Origin of the sequence: Streptodolium elevatio (genome assembly GCF_040649515.1) — a bacterium.
In the GTDB taxonomy this organism is placed as follows: Bacteria; Actinomycetota; Actinomycetes; order Streptomycetales; family Streptomycetaceae; genus Yinghuangia; species Yinghuangia elevatio.
On the sequence record NZ_JBEZFP010000015.1, the window covers coordinates 15,527 to 28,301 of the forward strand.

A 12,775-nucleotide genomic window follows, 5' to 3' on the forward strand; every position below is an offset into this window, starting at 1 on the left:
TGATGACCACGTTCGTTCTCGTTCCGGGTGCCTGGCACGGCGCATGGACCTTCGAACCGCTCGCCCGCGACCTGCGCCGGGAGGGCCACGAGGCGTATCCGCTCACACTGACCGGACTCGGCAGCCGAAAACACCTGCTCAACGCGTCGGTCAACCTCGACACCCACATCCTCGACGTCGTCCACCACATGGAGGACGAGCAGATCACCGACGCGGTCCTGGTGGGGCACAGCTACGGCGGCATGGTCGTCACCGGCGCCGCCGACCGCGTGCCCGAGCGGGTCGCGGGGCTCGTGTACGTCGACGCCGTGCTGCCCGAAGACGGCCAGTCCGTGTGGCAGTTGGTCACCGACAACGAGCGTGCGTGGTACCTGGACGGGGTGGGCGAGAACGGCTACACCAGTGCCCCGATGTCGTTCCTTGACCCGCGCGCCACCCCGCACCCGCTCGCGTCGCTGATGCAGGCGATCCGCCTCGACGGGGGCCTGGACCGCTTCCGCGGCAAGGACTACGTCTATGCGACGGGTTGGCCCGACGGGTCGCCGTTCACCGAGGTGTACGAGCGGCTGTCGGCCGACCCCGCGTGGCACACCCACGCGGTCGACTCCGCGCACAACGTGATGCGCGACGCCCCCGACGAGCTCCTGAAGGTCCTGCTGGACGCGGCGGCGCGGGCTCAGTCCTCCGAGTAGCGGCGGCGCAGTTCGCGCTTGAGGATCTTGAGCGAGGGCCCGAGCGGCATCTCGTCGACGAACTCGACGCGGCGCGGGTACTTGTGGCGCCCGAGGCGCTCGCGTGCCCACGCCACGATCTCGTCCTCGGTCGGCTTCGGGTCCGCGGACGCATCGGACGCGGCACCGGTCGAGGCAGCGCCCGTCGCACCGCCCGACGCACCGGTCGAGGCGTCGGCCCGCCGGTCGGCCGAGGTGTCGACGACGACGACGGCGCAGACCTCCTCGCCGTGCACCGGGTCGGGCAGGCCGATGACCGCGACCTGGGCGATCGAGGGGTGCCGCATCAGCACGTCCTCGACCTCCAGCGGGTAGACGTTGAAACCGCCGCGGATCACGATGTCCTTCTTGCGGTCCACGATCCGCAGGTAGCCGTCGGCATCCTTGATGCCCAGGTCGCCGGTCCGGAACCAGCCGTCCACCAGGGCCTCTTCGGTGGCCTCGGGGCGGCCGAGGTAGCCGCTGAAGACGTTGTGGCCGCGGATGACGACCTCGCCGAGCGTGTCCCGCGGCAGCAGTTCGATGCGCTCGTCGAGGTCCGCGCGGGCGATCTCGACCTCGACGCCCCACAGCGGGTGGCCGACCGTGCCCGCCCTGGCGCCGAACGCGGGCTGGTTGACGGTGGTGCCGGGCGACGTCTCGGACAGCCCGTATCCCTCGAACACCTGCGCGCCGTAGACCTTTTCGAAGTCCTCGAGGACGGAAGTCGGCAGGGCCGCCCCGCCGGAGATGCAGAACCTCAGTTTCGGCAGGCGGGCGGCGTGCCGGGCCGCCTCGATGAGGGCGACGTACATCGTCGGTACGCCGTGGAACGACGTCACGCCCTCCTCGGCCATCAGGTCCACCGCGGCGGCCGCGGTGAACCTCGGCAGCAGTACGAGGGTCGCGCCCGCGCGCCACGTGGAGTTCATGCTCACGGTCTGGCCGAACGAGTGGAACAGCGGCAGCGCGCCGAGTGCGACGTCGTCGGCACGGACGTCGTTGGTGTCGAAGGCGTTGACGGTCGCGTTCATCACCATGTTGAGGTGGCTCAGCACCGCGCCCTTGGGTACGCCCGTGGTGCCGCTGGTGTAGAAGACCACGGCCGGGTCCTCGGAGTCGCGGGTCACGTACGTCGCCAGGGGCTCGACGGTCGCGGCCAGGTCCTCCAGGCGCCCGTCCGCACCGGGTACCGGTACGTCGGGGCCAAGCGTGACCATCCGGATCCCGACCCGGGCCGCCGCCGCGGCACCCGTCTCGGCCTGGGCGGCGTGGCACAGCAGCAGCGTCGAGCCGCTGTCGCGCAGCACGTGCTCGGCCTCGTCGACGGTCAGGAGGAGGTGGACCGGGACGACGACGCCGCCCGCGGCGAGTACCGCGTAGTAGGCGCGGGGGAACTCGGCGGTGTTGGGAACCATGAGGGCCACCCGGTCGCCGGGCCGCACCCCCAGCCGCTCGAGCGCCGCGGCCTGCGCACGCGCCTGCCGCCACAACTCGGCGAAGCTGATCCGCAGTGCTCCCTCGACGAGGGCGGTGTGCTCCGGTCGGCGCCAGGCCGGCTCGGCAAGCACGGCGGCGAGGGACAACATGGCCATCTGTGGTGCTCCGTTCCCCGTGATCGACAAGGTACGTCCACATAGTTAGCAGTGCTAATTTTGGACTATAGACTTGCTCGCCCCACCAGGGAAGAGCCGCCGCCGCGCACCGGCCCCGACTCGCACCGAAAGCACCGCCGAGGCACATCCGAGACGCCGACTGGGACAAGCGGCGCACATCAGGGAGGCACGCATCGTGGGTCGGCCCCGCCAACCACTGCTCAGCCGCGACCGCATCGTCGACGCCGCCCTGGCCCTCGTCGACGCGGAGGGGCTGGACGTCCTCTCGACCCGGCGCCTCGCCTCCGAGCTGGGGGTCAGCGGTCCCGCGCTGTACAACCACTTCGCGACGAAGGACGAGATCGTCGACGCGGTCGTCGACACGGTCCTCGGCGAAGTGGACATCGCCGTGTTCGCGAGGGTGTCCGCGGACGCGGCGCGGGACGCGGCCGACGACCGGTCCCAGGACGCCGCCGAAGCGACGTCCTGGGACGAGGCGTTGCGCGTATGGGCGCGTTCCTACCGTGCCGTGCTGGGTGCACACCCCAACCTCGTGCCGGCGCTCGCCCCGGGTCCCGCGCGCCGCCCGAACGCGCTGCGCATGGCCGACGCCGTCTTCGGCTCGCTCGTACGCTCCGGCTGGCCGCGCGCCCAAGCCACCCGGGTCGGGGTCCTGATGCGCTACTTCGTCACCGGGTCCGCGCTCGGCTCGTTCGCCGGCGGGTTCCCGGACGACGCCGCCTTGTACGCGGGGGAGTACCCGCACCTGGGCCAGGCCCATCTGCTCGCGGACGCGCAGCGCGAGATCAATGAGAACGCGTTCGAGGCGGGCCTGGAGGCGCTGCTGCACGGACTGGCCGACCGCTACGCGCGCGTGCGGGTGGGCTGACGCTCGTCCGACGATTCACCCGAACGCGCTTCCTCATCAAGCGCGTTGGTGACGGGCGGCACCGGCTGTGCGGAGTCCCGCGCAAGGCGGGCCATCAGCCGCTCGCCCTCCATGTCGACGTGCGGCACGACCTTGTCGAGTCGGCGCGGGAACCACCAGGCGGCCTTGCCGAACAGCGCCATCGCGGCGGGGACCAGCGCCATGCGGACGACGAATGCGTCCACCAGGACACCGACCGCCAGCGCGAATCCGATCGGCTGCACGATCGGGTCGTGGCCGAAGACGAAGCTGCCGAACACGGAGACCATGATCAGCGCGGCGGCGGTCACCACGCGTCCGCCGTTGCGTACCCCGCCCACGACCGCCTCGCGCGCGGAAGTGCCGTGCGCGTACTGCTCCTTCATGCCCGACACGACGAACAGCTCATAGTCCATGGCGAGTCCGAACAGCACGCCGATCAGCAGGATGGGTACGAAGCTCACCACCGGGCCGACCTTCGGGACGTCGATCACGGCGTCGAGCCAGCCCCACTGGTACACGGCGACCACCGCACCCAGTGACGCCATGACGCTGAGCAGGAAGCCGACCACCGCCTTCAGCGGTACGAGCACCGACCGGAACGCGAGCGCGAGCAGCACGAAGGCGATGCCGACGATGACCGCGAGGAACGGCGGCAACGCCTGGCCGAGCTTTGCCGAGACGTCGATGTTGGCGGCCGTCGTCCCGGTCACGTCGATGCGCGCGCCGGTGGTGTCCTGAAGGTCGCCGCGCTGCTCGCGGATCGCTTCGACGAGGTCCTTGGTGGCCGGGTCGTCCGGTCCGGTGTGCGGGATCACGGTGACCAGCGCGGTGCCGCCCTCGGCGTCGACGGTCGGTGGAAACAGTGTGGCGACGCCCGGCAGTTCGGCGAGCCGGTCGGAGACCGCGCCGAACGCCGCGCCCGGATCGGCGGCACCCCGTGCGTCGACCGCCACCACGAGCGGGGCGTTGAAGCCCTCGCCGAAGCCCTCGGCGACCAGGTCGTAGGCCTCGCGCGCATCCGTCCCGGTGGCCTGCGAGCCGCCGCCCGGCAGCCCGAGTCGCAGGTCGGCGGCCGGGAGCGCGAGCGTGACGAGGGCCGCGAGGCCGATCAACAGCACGGCGACCGGGCGGCGTACGACGAATCGTGCCCACCGCTCGCCGACCGCGCCCTCCCGGGCGGGCGTACGGCGCACCGGGAGGCGGTTGAGCCGGTGGCCGGCGAATCCGAGCAGGGCGGGCAGCAGCGTGATCGCGACGAGCACCGCGACCACGACCGCGCCCGAGGCGGCCAGGCCCATCACGGTCAGGAACGGCACGCCCGCGACTGCGAGTCCGGCGAGCGCGACGACGACGGTCAGGCCCGCGAAGACGACGGCGCTGCCCGCGGTCGCGTTGGCGCGCGCGGCCGCCTCGCCGGGCGGCAGCCCTTCGGCGAGGTGGCGGCGGTGCCGCGACACGATGAAGAGCGCGTAGTCGATGCCGACCGCGAGACCGACCATCAGGGCGAGCACCGGGGCCGTCGTGATGATCTCGAACGTCCCGGAGAGTGCCAGGATTCCGGCCATCGCGACGCCGACCCCGACGAAGGCGGTGAGCAGTGGGAGCCCCGCGGACACCAGGGTCCCCAGGGTGACGAGCAGGACGACCGCGGCGACCGCGAGCCCGATCGCCTCGCCGCCGTCGACGACGGCCATCTCGGTGTAGACGTCGCCGCCGTACGCGACTTCGAGCCCGGCGTCGCCCGCCGGTTCGGCCGCGTCGCGCACCGCGTCGCGCTGACGGGCCGTCACATCGGCCAGGCTGCGGTCGAATTCGACCAGCGCGATGGCCATGCGTCCGTCCGGTGACACCGCGCCGGTCGTGTACGGGTCGGGCACCGCGGCGACACCGGGGGCGGCGGCGATGCGGGTGACGGCCGCCGAGACGGCCGCGCGGGCCTCCGGCGTGTCGGCGCCGCCCGCGGCGTCGGCGGCGAAGACGACCTGGGCCGAGCCGTGGTCCTGGGCCGGGAAGGCCTCCTTCACACGGTTGAGGGTGCGCTGTGCCTCGGTGCCGGGGACCTTGAACTCGTCGCTGGTCGAGCCCGCGAACGCGCCCGCGGCGGCGACCGCGGCGAGGAGCACGGCGATCCAGACGGCGAGCACGGCGCGACGCCGGTCATGGCAGTAGCGGCCGAGGCGGTACAGGTACGTGGCCATGCGTCAGCCCTTCGTCGGGTCCAGGCAGGGGACCGGAGCGTTTGTGACCACCGTACGCGCAACATGTTCAAGTGACAAAGTCGAGCAATCAAGTCGGATAACAAAGTCAGGCAACATAGTCACTTGACCTGGGCATGCGAACTGGAAGTCATTCGTCGGGAGGGGTCGGCCCGGGCGCCCGACCGGTTTCCCCGATCAGCCGGATACCCTGGCCCGATGGCCCACGTCCCCGCCTCCGAGAGGCGCCCGCAGCTGATCGAGGCCGCCGTCAGGCTCATGGCGCGGGAGGGCATCGCGGCCGGCAGCACCCGGGCCATCGCGGCGGAACTGGGCGTGGCCCAGGCGACCGTGCACTACACGTTCGGTTCGAAGCGGGACCTGTACCGGGCCGTCGTCGAGACGCTGACCTCCGAATACATCGACCAGGTGGCGGTGTCCGCGCTGCCCGAAGGCGGTGGCTTCGACGAGCAGGTGCGTACGCTCGCGCACGCCCTCTGGGCGCGGGTCCGTGCCGAGCCGGGCCGCAGCACGCTGCTCACCGAGTTCACGGTGCTGGCGCTGCGCGACCCCGAGCTCCGCGACATCATGCGGGCCCACGAGCGGACCATCGAGCGGACCGCCGCGGACATCCTGACCGGGCTCGCGGCCGAGACGGACCAGGAGCTGGCCACCCCCGCGCTCGACATCGCGATCCACTTCCTGACCGCACTGGACGGCCTCATCCAGCGGTACCTGCTGTTCCAGCCGGCACCCGACGCCGAGGCCGGCTCCCGGGACGGCACGGAGCGCAGCGTCGAGAACAAGACCGGGACGGGCACCGACGAGACGGCCGACGGGACCGCCGAGGACGCGCGGCGTGCCCTCGACGTGCTGGTGGAGACGACCCTCGGGCTCTGCCGGGGCCCGCGCGGCGAAGGCCGCTGAGCCGGCCGAGGCACGCCGCCCGGCATCCGGGGAAAAAGTCCGCGCGGCACCGATGAGTTCCCGTGCGCGGGTGAGTCCATAGAGAGACGGCACATTCGCGCACGAAACCAAGCAGGAGGCTCTCATGACCGGCGGCGGATTCACCGCATGTCTCTGGTTCGACGGCCAGGCCGAGGAGGCCGCGGCGCACTACCTGTCGATCTTCAAGAACGGCTCCATCGGCCGCATCGCCCGGTACCCCGAGGGCGACTACCCCGAGGGCACGATGGGCAAGCCGGGCGACGTCATGGAGGTCGAGTTCGAGGTCAACGGACAGAAGTTCGTCGGTCTCAACGGCGGCCCGCAGTTCACGTTCAACGAGGCCGTCTCCTTCCAGATCCCGTGCGCCGACCAGGCCGAGGTCGACTACTACTGGGACAAGCTGTCCGAGGGCGGCGAGAAGGGCCCGTGCGGCTGGCTCAAGGACAAGTTCGGCCTGTCCTGGCAGGTCTTCCCGGCGGAGATCATCGACCTGATGACCGACCCCGACCCGGAGAAGGCCCGCCGTACCACCGAGGCCATGATGAAGATGTCGAAGATCGACCTCGACACCCTGCGCAAGGCGTACGCCGGCGAGTGACGTCCGGCGCGCACCGCGCACCGGCCGCCCGCGAGGCGACCGGCGCGACGGTCGGAGCGGCGATCAACTCGGCGACCAACTTACTGGTCAGAGCAGCGGTCAAAGCGGCAAATACCGCGGCAATCAGCACTGACACCAGGGCGCGTCTCTATCGAAAGACAGAGACGCGCCCTTCCCTTCGGCCGATGTCGGGGCCCCCGCCCGCTTCATAGCGTCTTCCCATGATCACTCTGGAACGCCTCACCAAGCGGTACGGAGACACCACCGCGGTCGACGACCTCAGCCTCGTCGTCCGGCCCGGCGGCGTCACCGGGTTCCTCGGCCCCAACGGCGCGGGGAAGTCCACCACCATGCGCATGATCCTCGGCCTCGACCGGCCCACGTCGGGACGCGCGCTCGTCGGCGGCCGGGCGTACGCGGAACTGGCCCACCCGCTCCGCGAGGTGGGAGCGCTGCTCGACGCGAAGGCGCTGCATCCGGGGCGTTCCGCCCGCGACCACCTCCGCGCGCTCGCCCGTACCCACGACATCCCGCGCGGCCGTGTCGACGAAGTCCTCGGCATGGTGGGCCTGTCCGACGTCGCCGGACGCCGCGCGGGCACCTTCTCGCTCGGTATGGGCCAGCGCCTGGGCATCGCCGCGGCGCTCCTCGGCGACCCTGCGACGCTGATGTTCGACGAGCCGGTCAACGGGCTCGACCCGGACGGCGTGATGTGGATCCGCCGCCTGATCCGGTCGCTCGCCGCCGAGGGACGGACCATCTTCGTCTCCAGCCATCTGATGAGCGAAATGCAGCTCACCGCGGACCAGTTGGTGGTGATCGGGCGCGGGCGGCTGCTGGCGGACGCGCCCCTTTCCGAGGTGCTGGCCGGCGCGCCGACCGCGGGCGTGACCGTGCGCGGCCCGGAACTCACCGCGCTCTCCCGTGAACTGGCCGCCGCCGGGGCGGTCGTGCGGGACGAGGGGGACCGGCTCTCGGTGGGCGGTGCGTCCGTCGAGGACGTGGGCCGGACCGCCCATCGCCTCGGCGTACTGCTCTACGAACTGAGCCCGAGGCAGGTCTCGCTCGAACAGGCGTACATGGAACTGACGGCCGAGGCCGTGGAGTATGGAGGCACCCGATGACCACGCCGCACCCGACCGCGCAATCGTCCACGTACCCGGCCACGCACTCGCCCGCTACGCAGCCGCCCACGTCGCAACCGTCAGCACCCCAAACGCCCGCGCGGCAATTTGCCGCCCTGCGACGGTCCTTCGGGTCCGAGTGGATCAAGCTGTGGACCGTCCGCTCCACCTGGTGGGCGCTGAGCGCCGCCGTCGTCCTGATGACCGGGGTCGCCGCGATCATGGGCGGCGACTTCGCCGGTGACGTCGAGAAGGGCGAGGTCACGGACGGCACTTCGATGGGTATCGCGGAACCCGCCGCGGACGCCGCGATGCTCGCGCAGTTCGGCCTCATCGCCTTCGCGATGCTCGCGGTCACCGGCGAGTTCGGCACCGGGGCGATCCGCGGCACGCTGTGCGCCGACCCGCGGCGCGGCCGGGTGCTGCTGGCCAAGACCCTTGCGGTGAGCGCCGTCGTGGTGCCCCTCGCCTTCGTGCTGGCACTGCTCGGCCTCGTCGCCGGGGACGTCACACTCGGCGAGTACGGCACCGGCGGCACCACCGTCGAGGACGTCGCCGCGACCACCGTCTACCTCGTGCTGGCCGCGGTGTTCACCGTCGGCGTCGGGGCGCTGCTGCGCAACTCGGTCGGCACGCTGAGCGCGGTCATCGTGCTGCTGCTCGCGCTGCCCATCACCCTGGGTGCGGACCGTTCCGCCTATCTGCCCGGCGGCGCCGGCCTCAACCTGCTGGGCGGCGAGGACCCTCCGTACTCGCGGCTGACCGCCGCCGTGCTGTTCGCGCTGTGGACGGTGGCCGCGCAACTCGCGGGCTACGCGTCGCTGCGCCGCCGCGACGTCTGACCGCTCATTCCACCATCCCGGCCTCGTACGCGAGGATCGCGGCCTGCACCCGGTTCCGTACCTGGAGCCGGGTCAGGATCGCGCTCACGTGCGTCTTGACGGTGCCCTCGACGAGGTTGAGCCGGCGGGCGATCTCCGCGTTGGAGATGCCCTCGCCGATCAGGGCCAGCACCTCGCGCTCGCGCGGGGTGAGCACGGCGACCCGGTCGGCCGCCTGCGCGGTGCGCACCGACCGGCCCATCGTGTCGATGACACGCTTGGCGACGCGCGGCGACAGGTAGGCGGCCCCGTCGGCCGCCGCCCGGATCCCGGTGGTGAGTTCGCGCGGGTCGCCCGACTTGAGCAGGAAGCCGGTGGCACCCGCGTCGATGGCCTCGGCGATGTACGCGTCCTCGCCGAACGTCGTCAGGATCACCACCGCGACCTCCGGCAGCAGGCGGCGCAGCTCGGCGGCCGCGGCGAGGCCGTCCATGCGCGGCATGCGGATGTCGAGCACGGCCACGTCCGGCCGGTGCCGCCGGGCGAGTTCGACCGCCTCGGCGCCGTCCTCGGCCTCTGCCACGACCTCGATCCCCGGGTCGCTCGCGAGGATTGCGCGTACTCCGGCGCGGATCAGCGGCTCGTCCTCGGCGAGGAGGACGCGTACGGGGGTACTCACCTGGCGACTTCCCGCCGTACCGGCCGCGCGGGCGCGGCGGACCCGGGCGGCGTGTCCGACTTGGTCGGCGCCGACGGCGCCGCGTCCTGGGCCTCGGCGGCCGGACGGGACGCCGGGAAGTGCGCGGCCACCTCGAAGCCGCCCGCGCGCGGTGCGGCGGTGAAGGTGCCGCCTGCGAGCCGTACGCGCTCCCGCAGCCCGATCAGTCCGCTGCGGCTGCCGGGCGCGGGACCGCGTTCGGCGAGCACCGAACCGGCGACGCCGGGCCTGCCGTTGCTCACACGTACCTCGGCGGCGTCGGGGCGGTAGGCCAGCGCGACCCGGACCTTCGCTCCGGGTGCGTGCTTGGCCGCATTGGTCAGGGACTCGCGCACCACGCGGTGGACGGCGAGCGTGAGTTGCGGCGAATCAGGGGCCTGGCCGGTGCGTTCCAGCACCACCGACATGCCTGATTCGCGCGAGCGGGCCACCAGTTCGTCGATCGACTCGTGCACCGGTTCCGTGGGGGCCGCGCGGTTGTCGGTCTGCAGCACGCCGATGATCTCGTGCAGGCGGTCGGTCGCCGCCGCCGCACCCGCGCGCAGGTCGGCGGCCGCCGCCCGCTGGGCATCCGGGAGAGCGGGGTCGACCTCGAGGACCGCCGCGCGCAGCGCCAGCAGGCTCAGCTCGTGCCCGAGCGAATCGTGCATGTCCTGGGCGATGCGGGCGCGTTCGCGCATGCGGGCCCGGTCGGCGTGCATCTCCTGTTCGCGCTCCAGGTGCCTGGCCCGGTCCCAGCCCGCCGCGGCGAGCGCGCGGCGCTGCCGCAGGTTCCGGCCGACCAGCCAGGGCACGGCGACGCTGAAGAGGAGTTCCGCGGTGAGCGTGCCCAGCGGCCGCATCCCCGACGCGACGCCGCCCACGAACAACGCCGGGACCGCCAGGGCCGGCGCCCAGGCCAGCGGCCGCAGCCGCCCGCTGCGCAGCGCCGCCAGGAACGCCACGAGCGCGACGATGCCGTAATAGCGGCCGTCCCACTGCGCGAGCCCGATGCCGATCGCGAGGGACATCGACGGCAGCTTCCACGACAGGGCGCCCGCCACGGCGACGATGCCGAGCGCGACCGCGAGGCGCGTGGAGAGGAACGGGTCCGGGGAGTTGACGGACAGGCAGAAGGCCGTGGCCGTCGTCCACAGCGCGAGGTCGGCGAGCAGCGGCTTGCGCCGCCATATGCGGTCCGACTGGTCGATCATGTCTCGGACGCTACCCCACGACACGCGGCGCGGCCTCTGTCGAAAGACGTGGCCGGTCGGTAGCGTGCACGGGATGCCGAGCATCGATCCCGAAGTCGACGCCGCCTACACGGCCCGCGCGATCATCTCCCCCAAGCAGTACGCGAGCGTGACGGCGCGCTACCGCGACGAGTCCGCCGCCGCCGTCGCGGGACTGCGCGGGACAGCCGGTGTCGCGTACGACGAGGCGGGCGGCGAACTGCTGGACGTGTGGGGGACCGGCGACCGGCCGCGCCCGGTGTTCGTCTTCGTGCACGGCGGCTACTGGCGGGCGCTGTCCCGGCACGACTCGGCGTTCATGGCGCGGGCGCTGGACGCGTACGGCATCGCCACCGTCGTCCCCGACTACACGCTCGCGCCGACCGCGACGCTGGAGGAGATCGTGCGCCAGGTGCGCGCCGCGGTCGCCTGGGTGTACCGCGAGGGTGCGGCGTACGGCCTCGACCCCGGGCACATCGTGGTCGGCGGCAGTTCGGCGGGCGGCCACCTGGCCGCGATGACCATGGTCGACGGCTGGCAGGCGGATCTCGGGCTGCCGGACGACGTGGTCGTGGGCGGCTTCCCGGTCAGCGGCCTGTTCGACATCCGGCCGCTGCTGCACACGCACGTCAACGACTGGCTGCGCCTGGACGAACCGCGGGCCGCGGCGTTGAGCCCGTTCCTGCTCGCCTCCGCGACCGACCGGCGCTGCCCGGCGGTGGTCGCGGCCGCGGACCACGAGCCGACCGGCTTCCACGAGCAGTCCAGGATTTTCCACAGCCTGTGGAAAGGTGACGACGCGCCTCTCGTGGTCCCGGACCGCAACCACTTCGACGTCATCCTGGACCTGGGTGACCCGGACACCTCCCTGAGCCGGGCGCTGCGCGGTCTGTTCCCCGCGTCATAGCGGCGCGAGCCGCCGCCGCGCGGACGCCTGCCGGCCGCGCTCAGTGCGCGGGCGCCCCGGCCAGCAGGTCGATGAGGCCGAGCAGCACCGTGCGGCAGGAAGCGCGGTCTCGGACGTCGCACATCACCGTCGGTACGTGCGGGTCCAGGTCGAGGGCACTGCGGATCTCCTCCTCGGTGTGCTCCAGGACCCCGTCGAAGACGTTGACGCCGACCACGAACGGCACACCACGGCGCTCGAAGAAGTCGATGCTGCCGAAGCTGGCGTCCAGGCGGCGGGTGTCCACCAGCACGACGGCGCCCAGCGCGCCCGTCGCCAGGTCGTCCCACATCGACCAGAACCGCTCCTGGCCCGGTGTGCCGAACAGGTAGAGCACCAGGTCCTGGTCGAGGGTGATGCGCCCGAAGTCGAGGGCCACCGTGGTGGTGTCCTTGGCGGCCAGGCCGTCGAGGTCGTCGACGCCCACCCCGGCGACCGTCATGACCTCCTCGGTGCGCAGCGGCGGAACCTCGCTGACCGAGCCGACCAACGTGGTCTTGCCGACCCCGAATCCGCCGGCCACCAGGATCTTCACGGCCATCGCGGACGCCGGCACCGGCACCGCCAGGGCGCTCGCCCGGGCACTCGCGTCGGCGCCGCGTACCGCGGGGATGTGGGCAGAGGGGAGGTGGCTAGAGCCGACCGAGGCCATCCCGCACCTTTCTCAACAGCTCGGCATTGGGTTTCTGGGCCATGGAGATCGGCGCCCGCACGGTCACCCGGCCGCCGGCCACCAGGTCGCCGATCAGGATCTTCGCGACGCTGACCGGCAGCCGGACCAGGGCCGCGATCTCCGCGACGGCCTGCGGCGCGCGGCACAGCTCAAGGATCTCCCGGTGCTCCGGGTGCAAGGCGCTGTCGCGTCCTTCCGGCGCGGGGTCGGCCGTGGTGACCAGCGTGATGAGCGTCAGGTCGTCGGCGGGCCGGGTGCGTCCGCGGGTGAGCGTGTAGGGCCTGACGAGCGGGCCCGCTTCCTCGTCCCATTCGTACCGGTTCATG

At 72.3% G+C, this 12,775-nt stretch carries 13 protein-coding genes; 7 read left to right on the plus strand and 6 right to left on the minus strand.

Annotated features, from left to right (window positions below; genetic code table 11):
- Positions 1-2 precede the first annotated feature (2 nt).
- Entirely contained in the window at positions 3-692 is a 690-nt protein-coding gene (locus AB0C36_RS08405; protein ID WP_358351109.1) for an alpha/beta fold hydrolase, read from the plus strand.
- On the opposite strand, the gene AB0C36_RS08410 is transcribed toward AB0C36_RS08405, so the two are convergent.
- Positions 677-2,305, minus strand: a complete 1,629-nt coding sequence (locus tag AB0C36_RS08410) for a long-chain-fatty-acid--CoA ligase (RefSeq protein ID WP_358351112.1) — start codon at positions 2,303-2,305, stop codon at positions 677-679. The genes AB0C36_RS08405 and AB0C36_RS08410 overlap by 16 nt on opposite strands.
- A gap of 196 nt (positions 2,306-2,501) precedes the next feature.
- On the opposite strand from AB0C36_RS08410, the gene AB0C36_RS08415 reads away from it, so the two are divergent.
- A complete protein-coding gene (locus AB0C36_RS08415) occupies positions 2,502-3,194 on the plus strand; it encodes a TetR/AcrR family transcriptional regulator (RefSeq protein ID WP_358351115.1) in 693 nt (230 codons plus the stop codon).
- Here AB0C36_RS08415 and AB0C36_RS08420 read toward each other — a convergent pair.
- Positions 3,170-5,413, minus strand: a complete 2,244-nt coding sequence (locus AB0C36_RS08420; RefSeq protein ID WP_358351117.1) for an MMPL family transporter — start codon at positions 5,411-5,413, stop codon at positions 3,170-3,172. The two genes, AB0C36_RS08415 and AB0C36_RS08420, sit on opposite strands and share 25 nt — an antisense overlap.
- A gap of 216 nt (positions 5,414-5,629) precedes the next feature.
- Here AB0C36_RS08420 and AB0C36_RS08425 point away from each other — a divergent pair, with 216 nt between their 5' ends.
- The 4 genes from AB0C36_RS08425 to AB0C36_RS08440 all read left to right on the plus strand — a co-directional run bounded on the left by AB0C36_RS08425 (position 5,630) and on the right by AB0C36_RS08440 (position 8,922).
- A complete protein-coding gene (locus AB0C36_RS08425) occupies positions 5,630-6,337 on the plus strand; it encodes a TetR/AcrR family transcriptional regulator (RefSeq protein ID WP_358351120.1) in 708 nt (235 codons plus the stop codon).
- 124 nt (positions 6,338-6,461) lie between these two features.
- The gene (locus AB0C36_RS08430; protein ID WP_358351123.1) at positions 6,462-6,956 is read left to right on the plus strand and encodes a VOC family protein; all 495 of its coding nucleotides are present in this window, start codon (positions 6,462-6,464) and stop codon (positions 6,954-6,956) included.
- A gap of 221 nt (positions 6,957-7,177) precedes the next feature.
- Entirely contained in the window at positions 7,178-8,080 is a 903-nt protein-coding gene (locus tag AB0C36_RS08435; protein ID WP_358351126.1) for an ABC transporter ATP-binding protein, read from the plus strand.
- Positions 8,077-8,922, plus strand: coding sequence for an ABC transporter permease (locus AB0C36_RS08440; protein ID WP_358351129.1), 846 nt, complete (start codon positions 8,077-8,079; stop codon positions 8,920-8,922). Before AB0C36_RS08435 ends, AB0C36_RS08440 begins: the two co-directional genes overlap by 4 nt.
- A 4-nt stretch (positions 8,923-8,926) precedes the next feature.
- On the opposite strand, the gene AB0C36_RS08445 is transcribed toward AB0C36_RS08440, so the two are convergent.
- Complete coding sequence (locus AB0C36_RS08445; RefSeq protein WP_358351131.1) at positions 8,927-9,580, minus strand: response regulator; 654 nt, start codon at positions 9,578-9,580, stop codon at positions 8,927-8,929.
- A complete protein-coding gene (locus AB0C36_RS08450) occupies positions 9,577-10,812 on the minus strand; it encodes a sensor histidine kinase (protein WP_358351134.1) in 1,236 nt (411 codons plus the stop codon). Before AB0C36_RS08450 ends, AB0C36_RS08445 begins: the two co-directional genes overlap by 4 nt.
- Positions 10,813-10,885: 73 nt before the next feature.
- Here AB0C36_RS08450 and AB0C36_RS08455 point away from each other — a divergent pair, with 73 nt between their 5' ends.
- On the plus strand, positions 10,886-11,737 hold the full coding sequence (locus AB0C36_RS08455) for an alpha/beta hydrolase (protein ID WP_358351137.1): 852 nt from the start codon (positions 10,886-10,888) through the stop codon (positions 11,735-11,737).
- A 40-nt stretch (positions 11,738-11,777) separates the two neighbouring features.
- On the opposite strand, the gene AB0C36_RS08460 is transcribed toward AB0C36_RS08455, so the two are convergent.
- Together AB0C36_RS08460 and AB0C36_RS08465 are read right to left on the minus strand one after the other, a co-directional pair.
- A complete protein-coding gene (locus AB0C36_RS08460) occupies positions 11,778-12,317 on the minus strand; it encodes a GTP-binding protein (protein ID WP_358351326.1) in 540 nt (179 codons plus the stop codon).
- A 91-nt stretch (positions 12,318-12,408) separates the two neighbouring features.
- Positions 12,409-12,774 carry a DUF742 domain-containing protein gene (locus AB0C36_RS08465; RefSeq protein ID WP_358351139.1) on the minus strand — a complete coding sequence of 122 codons (366 nt, stop codon included), beginning with the start codon at positions 12,772-12,774 and terminating at the stop codon, positions 12,409-12,411.
- Between the last annotated feature and the right edge of the window lies 1 nt (position 12,775).